Annotated in this window: 22 protein-coding genes and 1 pseudogene; 11 read left to right on the top strand and 12 right to left on the bottom strand. The window is 39.3% G+C overall.

Annotation, left to right across the window (positions count from 1 at the left end; genetic code table 11):
• Nucleotides 1-6: 6 nt before the first annotated feature.
• Nucleotides 7-1,053: an FAD-binding oxidoreductase gene (locus HWE15_RS02550; RefSeq protein WP_290505928.1), complete on the bottom strand. Its 1,047-nt coding sequence runs from the start codon at nt 1,051-1,053 to the stop codon at nt 7-9.
• 52 nt (nt 1,054-1,105) lie between these two features.
• Between HWE15_RS02550 and HWE15_RS02545 the strand changes: the two genes are divergently transcribed.
• The 5 genes from HWE15_RS02545 to HWE15_RS02525 are packed head-to-tail and all read left to right on the top strand — an operon-like array spanning nt 1,106 to nt 8,175.
• The gene (locus tag HWE15_RS02545; protein WP_290505927.1) at nt 1,106-1,759 is read left to right on the top strand and encodes an MBL fold metallo-hydrolase; all 654 of its coding nucleotides are present in this window, start codon (nt 1,106-1,108) and stop codon (nt 1,757-1,759) included.
• Between the two features lies 1 nt (nt 1,760).
• The gene (gene pssA / locus HWE15_RS02540) at nt 1,761-2,453 is read left to right on the top strand and encodes a CDP-diacylglycerol--serine O-phosphatidyltransferase (protein WP_290505926.1); all 693 of its coding nucleotides are present in this window, start codon (nt 1,761-1,763) and stop codon (nt 2,451-2,453) included.
• Nucleotides 2,450-5,692: a type IX secretion system sortase PorU gene (gene porU / locus HWE15_RS02535; RefSeq protein WP_290505925.1), complete on the top strand. Its 3,243-nt coding sequence runs from the start codon at nt 2,450-2,452 to the stop codon at nt 5,690-5,692. Before pssA ends, porU begins: the two co-directional genes overlap by 4 nt.
• A gap of 35 nt (nt 5,693-5,727) precedes the next feature.
• Nucleotides 5,728-6,903, top strand: coding sequence for a type IX secretion system outer membrane channel protein PorV (gene porV / locus HWE15_RS02530; protein ID WP_290506205.1), 1,176 nt, complete (start codon nt 5,728-5,730; stop codon nt 6,901-6,903).
• Between the two features lie 3 nt (nt 6,904-6,906).
• A complete protein-coding gene (locus tag HWE15_RS02525; protein WP_290505924.1) occupies nt 6,907-8,175 on the top strand; it encodes a pitrilysin family protein in 1,269 nt (422 codons plus the stop codon).
• On the opposite strand, the gene HWE15_RS02520 is transcribed toward HWE15_RS02525, so the two are convergent.
• The 3 genes from HWE15_RS02520 to HWE15_RS02510 are packed head-to-tail and all read right to left on the bottom strand — an operon-like array spanning nt 8,176 to nt 10,428.
• On the bottom strand, nt 8,176-9,129 hold the full coding sequence (locus HWE15_RS02520; protein WP_290505923.1) for a glycosyltransferase family A protein: 954 nt from the start codon (nt 9,127-9,129) through the stop codon (nt 8,176-8,178).
• Nucleotides 9,130-9,131: 2 nt separating this feature from the next.
• Nucleotides 9,132-10,043, bottom strand: coding sequence for a hypothetical protein (locus tag HWE15_RS02515; protein WP_290505922.1), 912 nt, complete (start codon nt 10,041-10,043; stop codon nt 9,132-9,134).
• The gene (locus tag HWE15_RS02510; protein ID WP_290505921.1) at nt 10,036-10,428 is read right to left on the bottom strand and encodes an FdtA/QdtA family cupin domain-containing protein; all 393 of its coding nucleotides are present in this window, start codon (nt 10,426-10,428) and stop codon (nt 10,036-10,038) included. The genes HWE15_RS02515 and HWE15_RS02510 overlap by 8 nt, the downstream gene beginning before the upstream one ends.
• Nucleotides 10,429-10,564: 136 nt before the next feature.
• Here HWE15_RS02510 and HWE15_RS02505 point away from each other — a divergent pair, with 136 nt between their 5' ends.
• Nucleotides 10,565-11,185 carry a YigZ family protein gene (locus HWE15_RS02505; RefSeq protein ID WP_290505920.1) on the top strand — a complete coding sequence of 207 codons (621 nt, stop codon included), beginning with the start codon at nt 10,565-10,567 and terminating at the stop codon, nt 11,183-11,185.
• On the opposite strand, the gene HWE15_RS02500 is transcribed toward HWE15_RS02505, so the two are convergent.
• From HWE15_RS02500 to HWE15_RS02490, 3 genes are read right to left on the bottom strand one after another with little or no spacing between them, the layout of a single operon-like run.
• Complete coding sequence (locus HWE15_RS02500; protein ID WP_290505919.1) at nt 11,174-11,773, bottom strand: 3'-5' exonuclease; 600 nt, start codon at nt 11,771-11,773, stop codon at nt 11,174-11,176. The two genes, HWE15_RS02505 and HWE15_RS02500, sit on opposite strands and share 12 nt — an antisense overlap.
• The gene (nhaC, locus tag HWE15_RS02495; protein WP_290505918.1) at nt 11,770-13,230 is read right to left on the bottom strand and encodes a Na+/H+ antiporter NhaC; all 1,461 of its coding nucleotides are present in this window, start codon (nt 13,228-13,230) and stop codon (nt 11,770-11,772) included. Before nhaC ends, HWE15_RS02500 begins: the two co-directional genes overlap by 4 nt.
• A 44-nt stretch (nt 13,231-13,274) precedes the next feature.
• Nucleotides 13,275-14,390 carry an FAD-binding oxidoreductase gene (locus HWE15_RS02490; RefSeq protein ID WP_290505917.1) on the bottom strand — a complete coding sequence of 372 codons (1,116 nt, stop codon included), beginning with the start codon at nt 14,388-14,390 and terminating at the stop codon, nt 13,275-13,277.
• A gap of 78 nt (nt 14,391-14,468) precedes the next feature.
• On the opposite strand from HWE15_RS02490, the gene HWE15_RS02485 reads away from it, so the two are divergent.
• Nucleotides 14,469-14,948, top strand: a complete 480-nt coding sequence (locus tag HWE15_RS02485; protein ID WP_290505916.1) for a DUF962 domain-containing protein — start codon at nt 14,469-14,471, stop codon at nt 14,946-14,948.
• A 28-nt stretch (nt 14,949-14,976) separates the two neighbouring features.
• Here the strand turns inward: HWE15_RS02485 and HWE15_RS02480 are convergent, their stop codons facing one another.
• Nucleotides 14,977-17,229 (bottom strand): patatin-like phospholipase family protein, encoded by a 2,253-nt coding sequence (locus HWE15_RS02480; protein WP_290505915.1) that lies wholly within the window; start codon nt 17,227-17,229, stop codon nt 14,977-14,979.
• Between the two features lie 175 nt (nt 17,230-17,404).
• Here HWE15_RS02480 and HWE15_RS02475 point away from each other — a divergent pair, with 175 nt between their 5' ends.
• A complete protein-coding gene (locus HWE15_RS02475) occupies nt 17,405-17,899 on the top strand; it encodes a DUF4494 domain-containing protein (RefSeq protein ID WP_290505914.1) in 495 nt (164 codons plus the stop codon).
• Nucleotides 17,900-17,909: 10 nt separating this feature from the next.
• On the opposite strand, the gene HWE15_RS02470 is transcribed toward HWE15_RS02475, so the two are convergent.
• Nucleotides 17,910-18,518, bottom strand: a complete 609-nt coding sequence (locus HWE15_RS02470; protein WP_290505913.1) for an HD domain-containing protein — start codon at nt 18,516-18,518, stop codon at nt 17,910-17,912.
• Between the two features lie 75 nt (nt 18,519-18,593).
• Here HWE15_RS02470 and HWE15_RS02465 point away from each other — a divergent pair, with 75 nt between their 5' ends.
• Nucleotides 18,594-19,643, top strand: coding sequence for a PAS domain-containing protein (locus tag HWE15_RS02465; protein ID WP_290505912.1), 1,050 nt, complete (start codon nt 18,594-18,596; stop codon nt 19,641-19,643).
• Between the two features lie 52 nt (nt 19,644-19,695).
• Here HWE15_RS02465 and HWE15_RS02460 read toward each other — a convergent pair whose 3' ends face one another.
• The gene (locus HWE15_RS02460; RefSeq protein WP_290505911.1) at nt 19,696-20,568 is read right to left on the bottom strand and encodes an SDR family oxidoreductase; all 873 of its coding nucleotides are present in this window, start codon (nt 20,566-20,568) and stop codon (nt 19,696-19,698) included.
• 84 nt (nt 20,569-20,652) lie between these two features.
• Between HWE15_RS02460 and HWE15_RS02455 the strand changes: the two genes are divergently transcribed.
• Nucleotides 20,653-21,459, top strand: a complete 807-nt coding sequence (locus tag HWE15_RS02455) for a hypothetical protein (RefSeq protein ID WP_290505910.1) — start codon at nt 20,653-20,655, stop codon at nt 21,457-21,459.
• A gap of 51 nt (nt 21,460-21,510) precedes the next feature.
• Here the strand turns inward: HWE15_RS02455 and ahcY are convergent, their stop codons facing one another.
• Nucleotides 21,511-22,830: an adenosylhomocysteinase gene (gene ahcY / locus HWE15_RS02450; RefSeq protein WP_290505909.1), complete on the bottom strand. Its 1,320-nt coding sequence runs from the start codon at nt 22,828-22,830 to the stop codon at nt 21,511-21,513.
• 71 nt (nt 22,831-22,901) lie between these two features.
• Nucleotides 22,902-23,672 (bottom strand): biotin--[acetyl-CoA-carboxylase] ligase, encoded by a 771-nt coding sequence (locus HWE15_RS02445; RefSeq protein ID WP_290505908.1) that lies wholly within the window; start codon nt 23,670-23,672, stop codon nt 22,902-22,904.
• A gap of 65 nt (nt 23,673-23,737) precedes the next feature.
• On the opposite strand from HWE15_RS02445, the pseudogene HWE15_RS02440 reads away from it, so the two are divergent.
• A pseudogene (locus HWE15_RS02440) lies at nt 23,738-23,841 on the top strand (ribosome silencing factor); the annotation flags it as partial.

The following is a 23,841-nucleotide window of genomic DNA, read 5'->3' as shown; positions in this document are numbered from 1 at the left end:
GAAGTTTTAAATATAATCAAAATAGCGAGCGATATCCACTTCCATCATCAGCGGCTCAGATTCCAATAGATAAGAACTCATCATTTTGCTAAAGAAGGGAACCAAAGAAACGCCTTTAGCCCCAAAACCATTGAATATGTAAACGCCTTCAAGACGAGGATGTTTCCCCAAAAAAGGTTTCCGATCTTTAGTGGCTGGACGGATCCCTGATTTATGAGAAATAATTTTTTGAACAGGCAAATCAACCAAGCCTTGAAGCCGTTCCAAAAGCTCATTTTTTGCTCGTTCGGTAGGACCTAGATCCAAATCATGCCAAGTATATGTAGAACCAACTCTATGGATTCCATCACCCAAATGCACACGAAATACCCCTCGATTCACAATATAATTAGGGCAAAACTCTTGTTGAAGTTCCAAAATCTCCCCCTTGACGGGTGCAAAAGGTAAATTTCCAAAATATTTGGAGGAAGCCGCTGAAACACCATTGCAGTAAATGACAGAGTCCGCTTCAAGTTCTCCATATACCCAGACATTCCCCTTCTGCTCCAGATTTTCTTCCTCAAATTTATGATCTAAGAAATACTTAGAAAATTTTTGCCGAAAGGCATCTAAGAAGGTTGGGATATCCAACCATCCCGAATTTTTCAGCATGACTCCTCCATAAGGATCATTTATAGTATCCGCCTGTGATTCAGTAACCAATTCTCGAATGTAGGGTTCGAAACTAGCTTCCGAACTATTGCCCATCCACTCATTTTGTTCTTCTATACTTATAAATGGGCGGTAGATAGTCTCAGGTCGCAAAAAACTTGATCCTGTTTCTTTTTCTAACTGTCGGTAAAACGGTTCGATTTCCGGGAATAGCCTATCCGCAAACCAGGTTTTCACCATTTTTCTTCCCGTAACAGGATTATAAAGTCCCGCTGCTATTCTACTTGATTGATTTTGAGATGCTTGATCAATGATCAAAATCCGTTTCCCTGCTTGAATCAATCGGTAGCCTAAAGCAGTTCCTGCAATCCCTCCTCCAATGAGCAAAAAATCAATTTTCATAGCTCAAATAACGTGTTTTATTCCTTATTTTGTTTTTGAGGATTGAGAAAACATGCTTCAAATTCAAACATTCACCTTTAATCCATTTCAGGAAAACACCTATGTAATTTCCGATCAAGATGGGAATGCGGCAATTGTAGATCCAGGAAACTATGATCGGAGTGAAAACCAGGAATTACTGGATTATATTCGATCAGAAAACCTTAAACCGGCGCTTCTTTTGAATACCCATTGCCATATTGATCATGTTTTGGGAAATGCATTTGTCAAAAGAACATTTTCAATTCCTTTATTAATCCATGAACAAGAGGTTCCTGTTTTGAATTCTGCAAAGGTTTTTGCTCCTAACTATGGGTTCAATCAATACGAGGCAGCAGAACCAGATGGCTACCTGCAACCTGGTGAAGTTATTCAATTGGGGAAAGAAAGCTTAAAGATAATTTTTGTCCCGGGACATGCGCCTGGCCATGTTGTATTCTACCATGAGGAAAGCAAACAATGCCTAGCCGGAGACACGCTGTTTAGAGGAAGTATAGGTAGAACAGACCTTCCAGGCGGAAATCATGATCTATTATTGGCCAAAATCAAATCCGAGTTATTTTCCTTGCCGGAGGAGACTATCATCTATCCAGGACATGGCCCTACAACTACTATCGGGTTTGAAAAAGAGTACAATCCATTTGTAGGCACTAACGCAAGAAGCTGATTTGAAAGTTAAATCTCATATCCCGAACCTTTTAACTCTAGGGAACCTGTTGGCAGGCGTCATCGGGATCGTTTGGGTTCTGGACGGCACCTATTCTGCAGGGGCTTATTTTATATTACTAGCAGCTTTGTTAGATTTTTTTGACGGTTTTGCCGCCCGATTACTAAAGGTGACTGGAGAACTTGGGAAACAACTCGATTCTCTTGCAGATATGGTTTCTTTTGGCGTATTGCCTGGATTCATTGTTTTTTCTTGGTCACAAACATTAACAGATTTGGAATGGCTTCCCTACCTTTCCCTTACAATTCCTTTGTTTTCTGCACTCCGGCTTGCAAAATTCAATATCGATGAGCGTCAATCTGATCGCTTTATTGGATTACCTACTCCAGCGAATGCTTTGTTTTTCAGTACTCTACCAATTCTCTCTCAAAAATGGTCTCAATTAGATTTTCTTCTTTCAAATCCTTGGTTCTTGATTATTCTAGCCTGGATTTTTTCTCTTTTACTAGTTGCTGAGCTAACACTTATTGCTTTAAAATTCAAAAACTTTTCCTTTCGTAATAATGTATTTAGATATATGCTGATCGGCCTAGGGCTAATTTTCCTATTGACAATGGGCTTGGCAGGAGTTCCGCTAATTATCCTTGTTTATTTGGTACTTTCTGCGATCGAAAATTCGTTTTTTTCTCCATGAGAAATGCTTTCATCGTAAACTTAGGGATCGTTTTTTTGAGTCTTTTTGCTAATCAAACTTGGGCTCAAAGCGATATTTTTAAGTTTCCCGTACTAGAAAGTGGCATTTACCAATTAACCCCAGAGCAGCTATCTACTCTCGGAATCTCCGATATTTCAGAGGTGACTTTTTATGGATTTCCTGGAAGACTTCCTCAAAAATTAGATAGTAGCCAACTTGACTTGAAAGAAATACCTGCTTTGGAAACATCAGAGGGACTTTTCGTATTTCTTTCGGGTCCACATGTCATTGAATCCGATGAAAATTCAATCAGCTACCGGCACCACTACTATACAGACACGCTTTACTATTTGATTGGAAGAAAAAAAGATCCCAAACGAATACAAACTGTCAAGTTATCTGAAGGGAATTCTGAAAATCCACCCACGCTCTATCAATGGACTGCCATCAAAGGAGAAGATTCCAACCTATTAAATTCAGGGAGAGTTTGGTATTCCAAACCCGTAAGTTCGGGAAATATCCAATCCATCCCTATTCGGAAAAACTCTTCGACAAATGCTCCCTGGAAAATTCAGGGAGTCGTGATGGGACAATCTATTCAAGGGGGGCAAATCCACTTGATAGAAAATGGAAATGAAATCACGAATGTAACCATCCCACCAATTCCCAATTCTACTTATGGAATCAAGGGAATAGAAGTACCGATCCAAGAAGAATTCATTCCTACTACAAGTTCGATTAGCACCATAGAAATTGGGTTTGAAAGTGCAGACCCAAATGGAACTGGATACTTTGAACACCTGCTAGTCGGAGTACCCTTTTCATCCGAAAATATTGAACCGGGAATTTATTTTCCCGAATCAACACTCCCTTTTTCGAACTCATGTTCCACATGTCAAGTATGGGAAGTCAGCGATTTTTTCAATCCCTTAGATTTAGGCAATCAAAATCTAGTTGCGGGTTCACAACTAATCTTTTTTAATGAAGAAAGCATCCAACAAATCGAAGAAATTAAGGCGGTAGAAACCACGATCCGCTCTATCGGAAACTGGCCAGAATTACTCATTCTCACCTCTGAGGATTTTTTACCTGAAGCAAATAAGTTGGCAACGCATAAATTGAGTCAGGGGATTTTTGCAGAAGCAATATCTATCGAAAGTGTTTACGATCAATTTGGATTTGGGAACCCTGACCTCATAGCCATCCGGAATTTCGTAGCCTGGCATTTCCATTCCGGAAAAAGATTAACAAACCTTCTTTTTTTGGGAAAGGGGACTTTTGATTATAAAGGAAAATTGGGTGGTCGCCCTTCCATCGTCCCAACCTATTCCAGTAGAAATAGTCTTAATCCTTTGACAACCTTCAGCTCAGATGATTTCTTTGGATTACTCGAATTTGGACAGGGAGAATGGGTAGAAAGTCAAGAGGGAGACGAAATGCTTTCCATTGGAGTTGGCCGATTACCGGTAATTAATAGACGAGAAGCTGAATTGGTTGTCAATAAGCTTATTGATTACGAGTCCACCCCATCTTTTGGAAAATGGAAACGAAATTTCACCCTTTTTGCAGATGATGGGGATAATAATATTCATTTGCGAGATGCCGAGTCCCATGCCACAACCCTAGGCGAAAAAGCACAAGCTTATTTTCAGGAAAAACTCTATTTGGACCGCTTTGAACAAATTGAAGAAAATGGGAATCAGCGATCTCCTAAAGCCAAAGAGAAACTCCTTCATAATCTTGAAGAAGGAACGTTATTTATGAATTTTATTGGCCATGGAAATGAAACTACTTTGACCGCCGAGGAAGTTTTTCGGATTGAGGACATCCAAAATTGGCCGAACTTTAAAAATCCTGCCTTATGGGTAACCGCAACCTGTGAATTTGGAAGGTATGATAGTCCTTTTATCCGGTCGGCTGCCGAAGAATTATTGATTGCTGAAGGAAAGGGAGCGATCGGCCTATTGACCACAGGAAGGCCTGTCTTCAGCAGCGTCAATTTCAGATTAAATCAAGCATTTATTCAAGAGGTCTTTCGAAAGTTGGACGGAAAACATCAAGACCTTGGAAGTATTTTTAAAAACACAAAAAACGCCAGTTTAAATGGTCCTTTAAATCGAAATTTTAGCTTGCTAGGAGACCCCAGTATGAAATTGGATTATCCTGACTTTGATATCCGAGCCATCGAATTTAAAAACGAAAGCGGTGAACCCATTGAGTCTTTCTCCCCACTTTCTGAAATCACTTTCTCTGCGGAAATTATTGAACCCGAAAGCGGATCTCGAATTTCAAATTTCAATGGAAGTTTTGAAGTTGAACTTCAAGATAAGCCCACTTTCATAGAAACATTAGGAGACGAAAGCAGCCCCGTTGAGTTTCCAGAAGAAAATACAATTCTCTTTAAAGGATCAGGCGAAGTAATCAACGGCTTATTTGAAGGAAAATTACGAGTTCCGGCCGGCATTTCCCCAGATCTTGAAAAGGGACAATTTCGATTTTATGCAGTGGATTCCATCCAGTCCTTGGATGCAATTGGAGGCCTGCAGGTTTTAATTGGAGGTGAACCGAACGAAGAACCGAATGATCAAGAGGGACCAGAAATACAGTTCAAAATAGAAAACCTTACCGCAGCACCTCTTATTTTTCCAAAAAATCAATTGGAAGCCCAGTTCCAGTTTTCCGATCCAAACGGGATTGATGTTAGCGGATTAATCCTCGAAAACAACCTAACAATTCGAATTAATAATCAAGAGGAAGAAGTATTGAACCATGAATTCGTAAGTCTAGAAAGCTCTTATCAAAAAGGAAAAGTGGATTTAACACTTGCTGGATTAAGGGAAGGACTCAATCTTATTGAAATTAAAGCGGCTGATTTATTGGGAAACATATCTGTAAAAACCATTGAAATCGAAGTACGGGGCAGCAATGAAATTCAAATCTTAAACAACAAAATCTATCCTAATCCTGCGAATGAAAAAACAACCTTTCAGGTAACTCATAACCGCCCGGGCGAAAACTTAGTTATTACCTTAGAAGTATTTGATTTGGCAGGAAATATACTATTTTCAGACTCCCGTCGTTGGGTAAAAGTTGACTCGAAAATAGAACCCTTCACCTGGATTTTTTTACAAAGTCAGTCGAAAATTCCAGCAAAAGGGACTTATATTTACAAATTAACGCTTCAATCAGAGGAGGATAATACCCTCGATTCGATCAGTGGGAAACTAATAATTGAATGAAGATAAAAGGCAACTGGATACAAGTTGGATTATTTATGGGATTGATCTTATTCAATTCTACCCGCTTGCTTGCCCAAAATTCCGTTGTGATTTCAGGTCAAGACCCTGAGCGAAGGGTGATTACCACAGCGGTTCCATTTTTAAATTTTGCCCCCGATTCCAGACATTCTGCCATGGGAGACGTGGGTGTTGCCACTAGCCCAGATGCAAACTCAGCTCATTGGAATAGCGGGAAACTCGCATTTATAGATGATAAGATGGGCTTCTCTCTTTCCTATTCACCATGGCTTGGAAAATTAGTCAATGACATGTCATTGAGCTATTTGACAGGCTTTTTTAGAATAGATGAAAACTCTGCATTTGGATTTGACCTCCGCTATTTTAATATGGGAGACATTCAACTGACAGACGGACTTGGAAATGAGTTGGGGGAATTTAATCCTCGTGATATCGCCATCGGGGGAACCTATTCTAGAAAGTTATCCGCCAACTTGGGATTAGGAATCTCAGCAAGATTTATTCATTCAAACCTTTCCGGAAATATCTCTGCCGTTGGTGGGAGTGAAGGACGCCCAGGCATTAGTGTTGGGACAGATGTCGGTTTGTACTATTCTAAACCCATCCTTTCCGGATCGAAAGAAGGAACCTGGTCTTGGGGTATCAATATTTCTAATATCGGCCCAAAAATCACCTATAACAGTGCTGATGACTTAGACTATATTCCTACGAATTTGAGAATTGGAACAGCATACTCCATTGATCTAAATGAATTAAACACCTTAACTTTTGCCTTAGACTTTAATAAGCTTTTGGTTCCATCGCCTCCCATTTATGCGACTAATCCTGATGGAACTTTAGCAACTGATGAGGATGGGAATTTGATTATTGAAAAAGGAAAAGATCCAAATAGACCTTTAATCTCCGGAATGTTTGGATCCTTTACCGATGCTCCAGATGGAATAAAAGAGGAAATCCAAGAAGTAACCCTTTCTTTTGGAGCAGAATACACTTACAGTGACAAGTTTGCTGTACGAACTGGCTATTTCTTTGAGAACCCTACAAAAGGAGGAAGAAGATACTTCACCATGGGAGTAGGATTCAATCTTGAGCGACTTGGATTCAATTTTTCCTATTTAGTTCCGCAAACGCAAAACCATCCTTTGGCTGAAACACTTAGATTCAGTCTCCTTTACACTATTCCGAACAATTAATCGATGCTTGACCGAAGTCAGCCTCCGAAGTTTATTATTCCGGAAGATTTCTCGTTGATCCAACCTGAGCAATTCCAGCTTTCATCTGGGGCCAAAGTTTTCCATATTCACACACCCGCCGTGGAAGCTGTGAAAATTGATTTTATTGGAAAAGGAACACGAAGTAGTCTTCCCCTAGATCAGGCATTAATTCCTGGCTTCACACTCCAATTACTTTCTGAAGGAACTGCTACCAAAAGTGGGAATGAAATTGCTCATTTTTTTGATTTTCATGCAAGTGAAATCCAACCCATTGTCACATTTGGACATGAAGGATTTAGCTTGATAAGTACCAAAAAACACCTATTCAAAGTTTTACCCCTAGTTTTGGAAATCGTCCATGAAGCCATTTTCCCTACAGAGATTCTTGAGAAGCGAAAATCTCAGCGAAAATTGGCGATCCAGTTGGAACGTGAAAAAACCGCTTCCCGCGCTTCTCAACTTTTCAGAAAAGCCCTTTTTGGAGAAGGCCATCCTTATGGTGTGGAGATCGGGGAAAATATGCTTCAAGAAGTAACTTCCAATAGGCTTCATTATCAAAGTCAAAACCTTTTGTGGCAAGACTTGGAAATTTTTATTTCCGGCAATTTTACTGAAATAGAATTAAGCCAATTATTGAATTCACTCGAAGGTTTTCCAGTTCGGCCAGCATTAGAATCCGTGCTTCTTCCGGATGTAAGTAGCGAATATGTAGTCCATGAAGAACGTCCCAATTCAGTTCAAAGCAGTATTCGGGTAGGAAAATTTTCAATCCCCAAAAACCACCCTGATTTCATCTCATTAAGTGTTTTCAATTCAATTTTGGGAGGATACTTTGGTTCCCGGTTGATAAAAAATATCCGGGAAGACAAAGGACATACTTATGGAATCTATTCCAGTTTGGCACAAATTGGAAGCATGAATTACTGGGTAGTCGCTGCAGATGTTGAGAAAAAATATTTGGAGACTGTGACCTCAGAGATTCAAAAGGAGATCCAACTACTCTGCGAGGAAGCAGTTTCAAAAGAGGAGCTTGAGTTAGTCAGAAACTATTTAATGGGTCAAATGCTTTCACAATTCAGCAATGCTTTTGATTTGATGGACCGCTTCCGAGCTGTTTACCATGCTGATCTAAATTTGGATTTCTATCAAAGGAAGCTCAACTTTATTAAAAAATTCACCCAGGAAGATGTATTGCAGGTAGGAGAAAAATACTTCAAAAACCAAGAACTATTTATTGTAAGCGTAGGCTGATCAACCCGTCAAATGAATATAGAGCCAAGACAGATCTACTTTTATCTTGGACCACCACCTATAAAAAGCCAATCTTGGATTTTTAGTATGTAGCTTTTCAGCAAGTTCGATCAGATGCTTTGCCGCCAAAAAATTAGCAGACCAAAGCGCATGCTTCAACTCAAATAAAATCCGCTCCTGTAGCGCCTGATTTTCATCTTCACTTTGATTAAGCTCCAGTGCTTTCTCACAGACTTTCACAGTACTGGGAAGCATTCTTGAAATATATCGTTGGTATTGCTGCGAAGACATGGATCGAGGATGAACACGCTTAAGAATTCCCACATGATCCGAAAAAACGACTGGGTATTTTCGAGTCAAACGGATTTGAATATCAAAATCCTCATAGTATAGGCTTTCATCATACCCCCCTTCCTTTTTTAGGATTTTAGCATTAAAAACAATCGTAGCTGAGCAAATGGTATTTCTCCGCAATAAGGTTTCATACAAGTTCCCCAACTCCACATTTTCCCTTAGTTCGCTGAATGCATTTCGTTTGTAAAAGGTCCGAATTGCTCCGGAAGATGAAAGCAAATAGGCATCAGAAAAACAAAATGCCGCATTCGGATCTTTTTTCAATTGTTTAATCGAAAGAGAAAGGTGATCGGGATAAAGGACATCATCACCTGACAAATCCACCACATAATCACAGTCTGTTTGGAGAAAAGCAGCATTGAAAACAGAGCAGTAGGGTCTGGGCTCTTCATTAAAAATTGTTTTTACCGGGAATAGTCCTGTGAATTGATTCACCCATTCCTGAATCTTAGCAGGAGTCTGATCGGAACTGCCGTTATCAATGATCAGCAGCTCTTTGGCATAATAATCCTGCATCGCCACACTTTCCAAGGCTTCAAAAATCCAATCTTCATGGTTGAATGCAATACAAATGATGGTGACTTTTTTTTGCTTTTCCATGATTAAAGCGTCTTGACCCAAGTGACCTTATTGGAAATATCGTTTGAAAATCTTGACTTAAAAAACATTAAACTGTGATTCGGTGAATCCGGCTGATCAGAGGACCCCAAATCTATCAACTCAACCTTTAACTCGTCTGCTAATCGAAATAGGTAATACAGCAAAATCTCACCCGCATGATTGATTGGACTATTTGGGTGGATTGCCGATTGAAAATAATAGATCGAATTTTCAGTCAATTTAACTGCTAAGGTATGTGCAATAACCTTCCCATTCTTTTCTAATGAAATCAAAAAATACCTTTCTGGAAATTCAGATACTTGTCCTATCAATTTGCTTTCATCCAAACTGACAGCATAGCCCCGGTTTTCATTCCATGCTCGGATAGCATTCAAAAATTCAAAATTTTGAATTGGTCCGCTATAAACCTGAAGCTTTCCGTCTTTTACTCGACGGTAAAATTTAGGCTCTTCTTTTTGAAGAAATTTTTTGATTCTCTTCCTACCAATAAAAAATTGATGTGCCACCAGGCTATGAGGAACAAAACCCAACTTAAACAATAAATAATCAATCAGATCATGGTTGTCCTGATATGGTTTGGGAGGCTGCGTTATCTCAATTTTTTGAATTCCCTGCTTTTGTAAAAATTGAATTGATTCTTCAATAAAATAGGCCAAAATCTCTGAATGAAGCTTTTCCTGAAACCAAATACCGCCAAATGGTAATTGAGGTAAAGAGACAGCTTGCTTTGAATTTTTATCAATGAAAAATGTAACCCAAGCTTTTTTCTTTTCTTTCTTATACAGGCAAAAATCCCAATAGGTTCCTTCACTAAGAGGAGTTAATCCAGATAAAAAATAGTCTTTCGGATTGGAATCAGACTTTTCAACCGCAAACTGATACTTCTCAGGCATTTCTTCCTTTCAAACTTTTAAACTCTTCCATGTCTCTAATGTAATCGTCTTCAGAAAAATCTTGATCTGAAAGACCCAATAACACTGCATCAGAAGAAAACCTTGTCTCTACCCAATGGCCCGGAGGCACCAATAAGCCTTCCGAAGGATTTTGAAGTAAAAACTTCTTACTTTTTCCATCAGGGAAAAGGATTGTAACCTCCAATTCCCCGGCCATTGCAATTAACACTTGTGTTTCCTTTCGATGTGCATGCTTACCTCTGAGAGATTCATTAGGAACTTTATGAATCCAAAAACATCGCCGAATACCTTGCGGAAAAATGTCCTTATTTTCCCAAAAAAAGAGCTCTCCTGATTCCTGCTCATCACCTCGAAATTGGATCATTTGAGGCTCAAGTTTTATATTCGAATTTTCCATTCTTATTACAGCCGGTCGGAAATTAAGATAATTACAAAGGAAAAAAGATTAACCCTCTATTAAATTTATTTTACAACTTAATCTCAAATCAAACCTATTCACCTTGACAGATTTTACTGAAGATAAGGACTCCTTTTTAACTTTAGCTAGCTCTTCCTCAGGCTTATTTAAAGAAAAAAATAGCAAGTTTTTTTATTTCGCCTTCCCTGTCAAAAATGAGGGGGAAATAAAAGAACATTTAGACATGCTTCGAAAAAAATACTATGATGCAAGACACCATTGTTATGCCTATTGCTTGGGAAAGGACGGGGAAATCTTCAGGGCAAATGACGATGGAGAGCCCAATCATTCAGCTGGAGATCCGATTTTGGGACAAATCCGATCTTTTGGGCTGACGAATGTTCTTATCGTAGTTGTTCGGTATTTCGGAGGTACAAAATTGGGAATGAGCGGATTGATTCAAGCTTATAAGACTTCAGCAAAACTCGCCATTGAAGAAAATGAACTTGTAACAGATTTTTTAAAAAGCCGCATCAATGTAAAATTTCCTTACTCTCAAATGAATGAAGTTATGAAGCTCATCAAAGCTGAAAACTTAACTATTGAATCCCAGGAGATGACACTGGATGCAGAAATAATATTGGACTTTCGGTCTGGCTTACTGGAAAAGGTCACTGAGGAATTAAATACCTTGGAAGGAGTCAATGTAACCCTATTGGAATAATTCATCCAAATAGCCTTCCATTCTGAGCTTTTTAAAGACTTCTAGACAGGCCCATGCATCTGTAGCTGCATACCGTTGTTGCTTGACCGTTAGTTGAGTTGCCTCCCAATTAGAAACCTGCTCTGATTTGCTGATTCGAATCCCCAAAACCATTCCAGAGAGATTTCGAACACCCACATTATGAAAGCCTATTTTCCGAAGTTCATCATTCAAATCAAAAAAGGCCTGGGGGTAAAAGGAATCCGTCAATTTGGACAAACCCTTCAAATCATCATGGACAGCTGCTCCGATCTTGAGGATATGTTCCCGTTCCAAAATGGCTCGCAATTCATCGGGAAAGCCAATGGAATTTAACCGAAACAGAAAGGCTTGCTCGGAAGTGGAAAGTTGTAAAAGTGAAACCTCATTCGTTACCCCTTTTCGAAAGGCCGGTTTGGTTTCGGTATCAAAACCCAAGATGGGTTGAGTATCTAGAAATTCAACCACTTCTTCCACATCCTCCAATTGATCAATTAAGTAGATTTCCCCTTCAAATTGCCCCAATGGAAGCGCATTTACCTCCTCTTTGCTAATCCGTATAGGAATCATGCGGTCTCTAATTCTTCCTCTGTGTAATAGTTAATACCAATATTGAGATACCCATACAAAATCGTCATAAATGGGCTGATAATATTGAAAAAGCAATACGGTGCATAAACCAAGGTAGCAACACCAAGAACTCCAGCTTGAGTTGCCCCACAGGTATTCCAAGGAACCAAAACGGAAGTAACTGTTGCTGAATCCTCTAAAGTTCTACTTAAGTTTTCTGGCTTTAACCCTCGCTTTTTATAAATATCCGCATACATCCGACCGGGAACTAAAATAGCTAAGTATTGATCAGAAGTGGTAATATTGAAAAAGACACAAGTTGCAGCTGTACTTGCGATTAGCGAACCAACTTGATGGACTTTCTTGATTACGGCTTCAGCTAATACCTGCAACATGCCAGTAACCTCCATGATGCCTCCAAAAATCATCGCACAGATAATCAACCAAATTGTATTGAGCATCCCTCCCATTCCGCGAGTCACCAAAAGTTCATTGACTACATCATTGCTGGTCACTACTGAAATCTCTCCATAAAGTGACATCATCACAGCCTTAAAGCTCAAATATGCATAGTTCCCAGAATCGTTGGCAATGGAAGCTATTATATCAGGCTGGAAAATCACCGCGAATACTCCCCCTAAGAGTGCTCCAGCCAATAAAGCAGGAATGGCAGGAACTTTTCGAATGATCAGAATCAACACTACAGCTGGAACAATGAATAGCCAACCAGTAACATTGAATTTCTCTAAAATCACGGTTGAAATTGCTTTCACATCATCTACTGAACCATTAGCATCGTAGTTAATTCCAATGATGATAAACAAGATTAGAGTAATCACAATGGAGGGAATGGTCGTTTTGGCCATGTGGCGGATATGGGTAAATAAATCCGTCCCTGCCATTGCTGGTGCTAGATTTGTCGTGTCGGACAAAGGAGACATTTTATCCCCAAAATAGGCTCCCGAAATGATAGCACCTGCTATTATTCCTTCCTCAAATCCCAAGGCCTTTCCAATTCCCAAAAGGGCAACCCCAACGGTTGCAACTGTTGTCCATGAACTTCCTGTAGATATTGACACTATCGCACTGACCACGCATGCTGCAAAAAGGAAAATTGCCGGACTCAGCACCTGCAATCCATAATAAATCATAGCAGGTACAATCCCACTCAAGAGCCAGGTCCCAGCCAAAGCACCGATCAAAAACAAAATCAAAATACTTGACATCGCAGAACTGATGCTCTTTACAATTCCGTCTTGAAGGGTTTGCCAATGAAATCCAAGCCTGTAAACCGAAACTAAGCCTGCAACAGCAGCGGATAGTAATAAAACGATCTGATTAGATCCAGAAAGACCATCGGTTCCGAAAATCTGGATATTTAAAACTAATAAGAAGATTAAAAAAACGAGGGGAATCAACGCATCAACAATTCCCGGCGTCCGAGTTTTTTCTTGCATCAAATTTTAAGGATAGGATGAATCTGTGAATCTAACCAAAAAATTTAAAACCCTTTTCGAAGAAGATCTGAGAGTTCCTTCCCAACCTGCCATCCAATGGCGACACCCATCCCTCCTAATCGTACTGCAACAGCAGTTTTTTCTCCGACTTTTTGAATAATTGGAGATTTCTTTGGACCAAAAGCCATGATTCCAGTCCAAGAGTGCTGCCAATTGATTTTTTTACCCGGAAAAATTACCTCCTCTGCAATTCCCTTCAAGTAGCGCTCAATTTTAGGATTAATTTGATTTTCTTCACTTTGTTCACCTTCAAAATCTTGATTTCTTCCTCCTCCTAAAAGCAGACGTCCATCGATTTTCCGAAAATACACATAGCCTTTGTCCATATGAAAGCTTCCTTTCCAAGGAATACGAAAATCCAAAGGTTCACTGACCATTACCAATCCTCTTCCGGGCACTAGATCAACCTCAGGCAATAGCTTTTTTGTAAAGGCGTTGGTACATATGGCGATTTTTTTACCAGAAAAAAGGACGTTTTCAGAGAGGATCACCTCCCCTGAATCAGGATATAGTTGAGAAACGGTAGCACCTGTTAAAATTCGAATCCCCAATTCCTCAGCCAAAGACCAAAGAGAATTGAGATATTTACCCGAATCCAATTCCCCTTCAAATTGGTTTTTGACAACCGATTTCACCGAATCCGAAAAACCCATTTTGCGATGTGCCTTTACGGTTGAAAAAACAGGCTTTTTAAAAAGGGGCTTTAATAATTTATTGACATTATCGAGGTGGTCCAAGGCCTCAACTTGGTCTTCTTGGATAAGTTCAAAACCGCCTGAATCTTTGAATTCAAGCTCCTTTTTCCCAAATTCTTTTTTTATTTGATTCAAACCCTTAAATCGGCGCTCCACCAATTGTAAAACTTCATCGGGCGTCATGGTCCAAAAATCATCCAGAATTTCAGTCAAAGACCCAAAACATGCAAAACCTGCGTTTTTGGTACTCGCTCCCGTAGGAAAAACCCCGCGTTCCAAAATCAAAACCCGAGCCCTCTTATTTTTTCTTTTGTAATGAATCGCAGTAGATAATCCTACAAACCCTGCCCCTACTACAATCAAATCATAGTTTAAAAAATGCTTCTTTTCCCAATAGCTTAGCATAATTCTATTTGCCAGACGGCATTTCGTTAGATTTTTGATAATTTACTTCTAAACATAATCATAACCATACAGAGCGCTATGAGAAAAATTGATGAACTCCTTCAGGAATATGGTTTAAGTCATCAAAACCCTACTAATAAGCTTATCCATTGGTTTTGTGTACCAGCTATTTTTTTTAGTGTAGTAGGGTTGGTTTTCAGTATACCTCCTGGGCCCTTGTCAGAATACTTTCCTCTTTTAGGAGGATTCGCCAATTGGGCTACAATTGTCTTGTTTTTGGTTTTAGTTTATTACATCACTCTTTCCGTCCCATTAGCCTTAGGAATGTTTTTATTTGCTGCGCTTTGTTTGGCTCTAGCTAACTTTTTGACCATTGAATTCCCTGGAAAACTCTGGATTATCAGCTTAGCCATTTTCTTGATCTCTTGGGTTATCCAATTTTATGGTCATAAGATTGAAGGAAAAAAACCATCTTTTTTCAAAGACCTACAGTTTTTACTCATAGGACCAGCTTGGCTAATGCACTTCATTTACAAACGACTAGGCTTGGCATATTAGCCCTAAAAAGATCATACAAAGTACTTTCTTAATCCTTAAACATTGCCTCAATTTTTCTTAGGGAAGTTTGATTCTTTTTAGTTCTGATACTCAACAAAATTGATTTCTTCTCCCGGGCAGTTAAACGCCAATTTAACGAAGCTCGCTGCATAGCTTCTTGACTTCCCGTGAGTTCCTCTTTTTGAACTAATTCTGGTGCGTATTCAAACTCCACCTTGTCCAAAGCGAAAGGCATGGACTCTGCCATATAGTTGAATAAAACTTCGTTTTGAATGGTCTGAACATTATCCCAGTTGGAATAAATATTTTTCAGGGGATTAAATATTTTTTCAGCAATACGAGGAGCAGGACTGAGTGGAATTTCCATGGACTTTTGAGAATCGCGGATCGTAATTAAGACCACCCCATCTGTATTTTCATGAATCCACTCTTGAAATACATAAATAAACCGTAAGGCATCTTGAATCCCAAAATTATCGGATAAACCGGTATCCATGGTTTCCATAATCGGCTGAGAAGGAAGCTGTACATTAGGAGTGATAAATGGAAAAGTAGCAGACATCCGTAAGGCCGTGAGAAATCGGAGATTTTCCGAATCCTGATCCTTAAAAAAACGAAGGAAATCAACACTTTGCTTTTTTTCGTCCGCTCCTAATTGTCCTTTGACTGAGGTTCCCAAATAAGACATAGAATGCGGTGAAATCACCAATTTTCTCCCATCGTTTGTGATTAATGAAGTAATGGGTAAAAGTGGTATTTTCCCAGAAAATTCAGCTTCACGATAAGCTTTCAATGGTTTATCCATCAATCCTTTAGTGTTTTCATTAAGTTGTTGCTCAAAAGCATACCCTCGATCCTTCAAGTAATTTCGATCATTGTATTCAAAATATTGGTTTCGAATGATCAGGTCATTTACCAATAGTGAAAAAATGATTGGATTCAGATTATCAGCAGATATTTGATCGAGATAAACAGAATCCCTTGGGTCAATTGAAGAATCCTCCAAAGACCGAAGATAAATTTCTCTGAAAAAAGCCTCCCCCAATACCCCACCGGAAGCCCCTGAAAAGAATTCGGTATGCTTCAAGACTTCTCCCTCTTCTATTGCATAGAGATGTTGCAAAATCACAACTGTCCATAAAGCTGCTCGTTGCCCTCCACCACTCGAAGCGATCATGACAAGTTTTGGCTTTTCATCTCCCGTTTTTTTCTTCCAATTTTCTAAAATCTTTAGAGTATGTAGTCGGTCTTTTGCGAGTGTGTCTGGATGTAGCAAGGAATCCAATCTTTCTAGGGAATAGGGAGCTGGCTCAATTTGATAATCAAGACCAAATGCCTCATGGGGCCGATTTAAGAATGAAAAGTTTGAGAAATAATTTATTAGCAGAATTGCCAAAAAAACAGTAACCGTCGCCCACTGCCTAAGCCAAAAACTGACAGCTCCGACTAGCATCATTAAAATCGCCAAAAGCAACATCGCACTCATAGCTGCCGGCCATTGTAGATAAGGTTCTTCTTTAAATAAACCCAGGAAAATTACGAGCAGAATCAAAAACACTTGAATCAGAAATAAATTGAGGTGATTCTGATCAAATACTTTTAAAAGTTTGGCAGCATGAAAGCGAGAGATATCCGGCCGAACCGGCTCAAATCGAAGCTTTATGGTCAAATAGCTATGGACTTGATGATTTTGGTTCTTTATATCTTTATATCGGCTGATGACATTTTTCCGAGTGAAAGGAACACGTCGAAGTCTCCGATCCAGATTCCCTGCAAAAATCAAAAAGAAGTCTTTGTTGGTAACCGCAAAGTATCCGAAAATTAACCCATAGCTAATCAAGCTTCCCAAGGTAAAACCTCCAAAATAAGACAATACTTGCCATTGAGAATCTAAATCATTTTGAAGTTGAAAATTGACAAACCGAATACAATAGGCTAGGTAAAAAAGAAGGGGTACGATGGAATTATTGATACAAAAATGAATAAATGGCTTTTTGAGAACAGCTAGAAATGAATATTTTTTACCTTCCATCATATAGGTAGTCATGTGGAAGGCCATGGTAAAGACAGCGAACCCAACACCCATTAACAAAAAACTCAACCAAGAAACTTCATGAAGGTATTCAGGGTCCAAAAACAAAAAAGGGATCCCAAGGGTGACTCCAAACCCCTCAAAAATGATCAAAAACAACAACCCCCAAACCAAAAGCAGGGCTAGGTTTTTCCGAAGGTGAAGGGATAAAAGCTGTACTGGAAAACTATACCAGATGGATTGAATCATATTTTTGATATTCCTTAAAATTTAAAGTTTTTCCTTCAATGAAAAAATTTTTACTTAAAGCCATTGGTCCTCAAAGTTTTGTAAAATCCTGAAAATCCAAGAAGGGAAATATTGAATTTAGCCTATGGTCATTCACATGATAAACTGTACTTTCAGGGTCCTAAAATGAATCATTATGAGAACTTGGTTTTTGTGTAAGGTAAAATACGCTAAAGAAAATGAACAGGGATTACTAAAAAGTATTTCCGAGCAATATCTCGTCGATGCTGTATCATTTACAGAAGCTGAAGCAATTCTGTACGATCGATTAGGTTCTCAAATACGAGGTGATTTCCAAGTTACAGGCATCAGTAAAAGTAACATTGTCGATGTTTTCTATTACGATGATGCGGATATCTGGCATAAATGTAAGATTACCTACTTGGTTGCTGATGGAGAAAGTGGGAAGGAAAAAAAGGTAACCCAGTATATGATCGTCACAGCCTATGATGTGAAGCAAGCCTATGACAGAATTCAGGAAAGCTTAAGCAATATGCTGGTAAGTTTTCGGGTTCCTGATATTACAGAAAGCCCGATAGTGGAGGTGTTTCCTTATGAGTCAAACGATTTAAATCAAGAATTACCGGAAGGAAATTTCAGACCGGTACAAGAAGAAGAAGGGGAAGATTAATTCCCCTTCTTTAATCCAATGCTTGAGGTTGATGCTGAATTACAAAGGAAATTAATTCTTCCACCGGAATTCCTACCCGCTCTGAAGCATCTCGAATATCCTCCCGACTTACTTGCGCCGCAAAGGTTTTATCCTTCAATCGTTTTTTTACTCCTTTGACTTCCATTCCCTCATAGGCCGTCGGACGCATGAGCGAATAGGCATGAACAAACCCACTTAATTCGTCAAAAGCATAAAGCATTTTATCCATCTCAGTAACAGGTTCTACCCCAAAGTAGCGAGGACCATGAGATGCAATGGCATGGATGATTTCTGGGTCTATATTTCGGGACTCCAATTCTTCAATAATTTTTCGACAATGTTGATCAGGCCATTGGTCCCAATCTGCATCATGAAGCAAGCCTGCTAAAAACCAACGGTGCTGATCCAACTCATTCAATCCCTTTGATTTAGCATAAGACTTCATCAAATGGGCCACTTGTTGCATGTGGACAATCAGTTTTTCATTTTTTACCCAATTTTTCAAAAGATCGAATGCCCCCTCGAGGGAAAGAACATTCCCTTTATTTTCTGGACTTCCAAATTCACTTCGACCAAGATTTAATGACGTTTCATTCATTTCAAATAATTTTTATTGCATTTCATATTATATTAAATGTTTCTCGTATATTTGTTTTGTTCTTGCTGTATGACTATGAGTTTGAAAGGACTTGAAAATTTGGCCCAATTGGCAGTATCGTCCGAATACCTGATGCAGGTCACTTTAGACCCTGATGGTAAAGTACTTTCAAGCGACAGCGGTATTGGCCCCATTCCTTCCCTTTTTGACCAAAGCAAGAAGCAGATTTTTTTTGCTGATTGTTTTCTTTCTTCGGACTGGGTAAAATATGAAAATAATCGCACAAAAGCCTGGAACAATCATCAGCAGTCTTTTTTTGTCGATCTTCAAAAAATCAATTATCCAAACGGGAATTTATTAAAAACCCGGTGGGAGTTTTTCTTCATATCCAAAGAACATGGAACATGCTTGGGAATTGGGCATCCTTTGGATGTTCAAAAACCATATGATATTCAATTGGGAGAACTCATGGATGCAAGTGATTCCCCACAAGAATTACTCGACACCATTTTGGAAGATCGTTTACTGGGATTTTGGGAATTCAACCCTTACGATAAATCAAATTCGATCAGTTCCGGTCTTGCTCAGATTTTAGGATATTCTGAAAAAGACATGAATCAATTTGGTTCCATCACTTGGGAAAACCACATTCACCCAGAGGATTTTGAAAATTTACGGATTGACCTTTTTCAGCATTTTAGATCGGCAGGAACCATTCCATTTAAGCGGGAATTTCGATTGATTACAAAGCAAAACCAGACTATTTGGGTAGTAGGTTTTGGAAAAACCACCAAATGGAATGAGAGGGGGTTACCATCTCACGTACAGGGATTGATTGTGGATATAAACGAGCGGAAAAAGCAAGAACTTTGGTTGAAAGAGCATCATTTCTTTCTGAAAGATCTTGCCTTCCAACAATCTCATACCCTGAGGGCTAGAGTTGCCAATATTTTAGGATTAATTGATATTCTGGAATTAGAACAGCAATCTTTCGAATCCAAAAGGATTGTCGAAATCATCAAAAAGGAAACAAAAGACCTCGATCATGCTTTGAAAAAAAGCATTAAGGAGTCAGTCAATCAAAACAAGGTTTTTGAATCGGAAACCGGAAACACTGCTTCCTAAAGATTTCGAATTTTCCATTTTGCCTTTAAATAGCCCCAAATCACTTTGGGGCTTATTGCTTTTTTCCTCGGCTTGCTTCTAGCATATCCCACATTTCCTGTGGAATCATATCCAAATTATTAAATTCTCCCGCACCTTTTAGCCATTCCCCACCATCAATGGTCATCACTTCTCCATTGACATAGCTCGAAAAATCTGAAACCAAATATGCGGCTAAGTTTGCAAGCTCCTGATGCTCTCCTACTCTACCAACAGGTACCTTTTTGGCCGGATCGAATTTTTTCACCAAATCTCCAGGAAGTAACCTGCTCCATGCTCCTTCGGTAGGAAATGGTCCTGGTGCAATTGCATTGGATCGAATACCATATTTAGCCCATTCAACTGCCAGGGAACGAGTCATAGCCAATACCCCTGCTTTTGCAGCTGCTGATGGGACAACATAACCAGAGCCCGTCCAAGCATAAGTCGTGACAATATTCAAAAATGTTCCCCTTTGCTTCTTATTTATCCAGTCCTTACCTGCAGTTAAGGTTACTTGAGAAGTGCCTTTCAAAACAATATCCAAAACGGTATTAAAGGCATTCGTCGATAGCCGCTCAGTCGGGCTAATAAAATTTCCCGCAGCATTATTCAAAACCACATGAATCTCTCCAAATTCCTGATTAGCATCTGCCCACATTTTTTCAACTTGCTCAATATCCCTGACATCACAGGCTAAGGCCAAAACTTGACCTCCTTTTTCCTTCATAATTTGGGAAGCAGTCTCTTGAAGCACATCCAGTTTTCTAGAGGTAATAACTAAATTAGCTCCCAATTCTAAAAAATAAGCCCCCATGGAACGGCCCAATCCTGTCCCTCCACCGGTAATCAATATATTTTTGCCTTTCAAAGCCCCTTCCCGGAGCATTCCTTCGTTGAAATTCATTGGTTATTTTTGTTTAAAGTTGAACCAAGATAATCATCCGGCCCGGTAATTGAAAACAATTCGGAAAACTCGAAAACACCTCCTATGAAGCGCATTCTTCCTCTTTTATTTTTTCCTTTGGTGCTATTGTCTTTCTCTTGTCAAGAAGACACAGATCGAGTCATTCATACAGATATAACTGTCGAGGCAACCCAACTTCTCCAAACATCCTCTAACTGGGGAGAAAGTCTATTTTTTGCAATGCTGGATTTTGAGGATTATCGTCAAATGGAAAGTGAATACTTACCGGGATGTCCAGAAATCCAGATTAGTGATGGAGATCGCCGCGTGACTATAGATTTTTCTAATAAAAAAGGATGCGATGGAGAAGACAAAACCTTCCGATCAGGAAAAATCATTCTTGATTTCTCGCAACAGAGTGGTTTCCTCTCATTTTGGACAATGAGATATGAAAATTATTCATTTAAAAACTTCAAAATCTCAGGGGAACGTAGATTCTCTTTCGTGAATCTTACCCAAATCAAAGAAACTTTTGAAAACCTCACTTTTGAATCTGAAAAAGAGGTTCGAACAGTAATTTCAGGAGAATTCAACCATAGCACAATTTTATCAGGAGGCTTGTTGACCGGCATTAGAACTTCTGGGTCACTAGAAGGTACAAACCCTGTCGGAAGAAGTATTTCCATGATATTACAGGCCCCTCGGGAAGAAAAGGTCGAGTGCTTTTTAACTGATGAACCTGGTCTTCCAAATTCTGCTATTGAGATTTGGGAAATCTCAAGAACATCCCCTCAAACCATTTCTCATTCGCTTTTCTATAGTTCTACGAACCCTTGCCTCGTGCAGGTAGAGGCTTTACTCTCTGACGGTCGTAGACTTCAACTTCAATAAAAAAACCCGGAAGTAATTGTTCCGGGTTTAAAATTGGGATATCAAATCGAATTAATATCGATAGTACTCTGGTTTGAAAGGCCCTTGAACCTCCACACCGATATATTTTGCTTGATCTTCATTCAAAGTCTCAAGCTCTACTCCAAGTTTAGCAAGGTGCAAAGCAGCAACTTTTTCGTCCAAATGCTTCGGTAGTACATAGACTCCCGGCTTGTATTCTTCAGATTTGGTCCAAAGTTCAATTTGTGCTAAGGTTTGATTTGTGAAGGAATTAGACATTACGAATGATGGGTGTCCTGTAGCACAACCTAAATTCACCAATCGACCTTCTGCTAACACAATGATTTCTTTTCCATCCACTTCATATAAATCAACTTGAGGCTTGATGACGGATTTGGTATGGCCATAATTCTTATTCAACCATGCCATATCGATTTCATTGTCAAAGTGGCCGATATTACAAACAATGGTTTTATCACGCATGGCTTTGAAATGCTCTCCGGTAATGATGTCTTTGTTACCTGTAGCTGTCACTACGATATCCGCTTCTTTTACAGCATCTACCATCTTCTTGACAGCGAAACCATCCATTGCTGCTTGAAGCGCACAGATTGGATCAATTTCAGTCACAATAACACGTGCTCCTGCACCTCTCAAAGATGCAGCAGAGCCCTTACCAACATCCCCATATCCTGCAACTACTGCAACTTTTCCCGCCATCATAACATCAGTAGCACGACGAATCGCATCTACCAATGATTCCTTGCAACCATATTTGTTATCAAACTTCGACTTCGTAACTGAATCATTAACATTGATAGCTGGAAGAGGAAGTGTACCATTCTTCGTTCGCTCATACAATCTGTGAACACCCGTGGTGGTTTCCTCGGATAAACCTTTAATTCCAGAAACTAACTCAGGGTATTGATCCAAAACCATGTTGGTCAAATCACCTCCATCATCCAAGATCATATTCAAAGGCTTTCGCTCCTCGCCAAAAAATAGCGTTTGCTCAATACACCAGTCAAATTCCTCAGCAGTCATACCTTTCCATGCATAGACCGAAATACCTGCTGCTGCAATCGCTGCTGCTGCATGATCTTGCGTAGAAAAAATGTTACAAGAAGACCAAGTGACTTCCGCACCAAGCTCCACTAAGGTTTCAATCAAAACCGCAGTCTGAATAGTCATGTGAAGACATCCAGCGATACGAGCTCCTTTCAAAGGCTTGATTTCCCCATATTCTTCACGCAAAGCCATCAAACCTGGCATTTCAGCTTCAGCAAGTTTGATTTCTTTTCTCCCCCATTCTGCCAAGGAAATGTCTTTTACTTTGTATTGAATGAATTTTTCAGATTGAATCTCTGACATAGTATGAAAATTAATTGTTTAAAACTCCAAAACTTGCCGCAAAGGTACCTCGAAAATCCCGCATTCTAAAATTAACTACTGTAATCAGGAAAACGGATTGCCTGAAAATCAAAAGTTTTAATTTCTTGAGTATTAGTCTCCAATAGTAACTGTCCGCTGGGCTTAAGACCGATAATTTTCCCATGAAGTTTTTCTTCTCCTACCAAAAATTCAGCTTCCTTTTGAAATAAATATAAATTCCGCTGATATTCTGCTTCAATCTGAGCCCATTTTCGTTTCTTCAGAAGCAGATAATATTGCTCAATCTGGGTCACCAATTGCCTTAAAATCTCATCTTTGGAAAATTCTGTCCCAGTCAAACTTTTTAGCGAAACAGCTTTCGAATTCCCGAACTCTGTTTGATTAATATTGAGTCCAATACCAACAACCGCATATTCCCAACCACTTTTACCCAAACTGTTTTCAATCAACACTCCCCCTAATTTCCCCTTTTGTGGGACGATCACATCATTAGGCCACTTGATCTGAATCAAGGGGAAATAATCTTCCAATACTTTTTGAATAGCACAACTCACTGCCATATTCAAATAAAACTGTTCAGAAACATCCATGAAAGATGGTTGAAGGATCAGCGAAAACGTAAGATTTTGACCCGGTTGGGACTCCCAGGTATTCCCGCGTTGTCCTTTTCCTGCTTTTTGAAAATCACAAATGACAATCGTGCCTTCAAGCCCCTCTCCTTCTCTGACTAATTGGAAGGCTATGTCATTGGTAGAGTGACAGTCTGGCAGGTATTTAATGTCTTTGCCCAAAAAAAGTGTATTGGCAAGAATTTTATGCATTTGTTTCTGGTTTGTCTTAAGTAGAGACTAGATTTACAAGGACAAGACAAAATTAAAAATTAAATATGACAGCAGAAGAGCTGAGTCAAGTCATCGTCGAAGGAATGGAGGATAAAAAAGCCCTCGATATCGTGGTGATGGACCTTAGAAAAATTAAAAATACCGTATG

It is taken from the genome of Algoriphagus sp. (assembly GCF_013373065.1).
Classification (GTDB): Bacteria; Bacteroidota; Bacteroidia; order Cytophagales; family Cyclobacteriaceae; genus Algoriphagus.
Note: the sequence above shows the minus strand (reverse complement) of the source record. Positions and strands in the feature narration are given on the sequence as shown.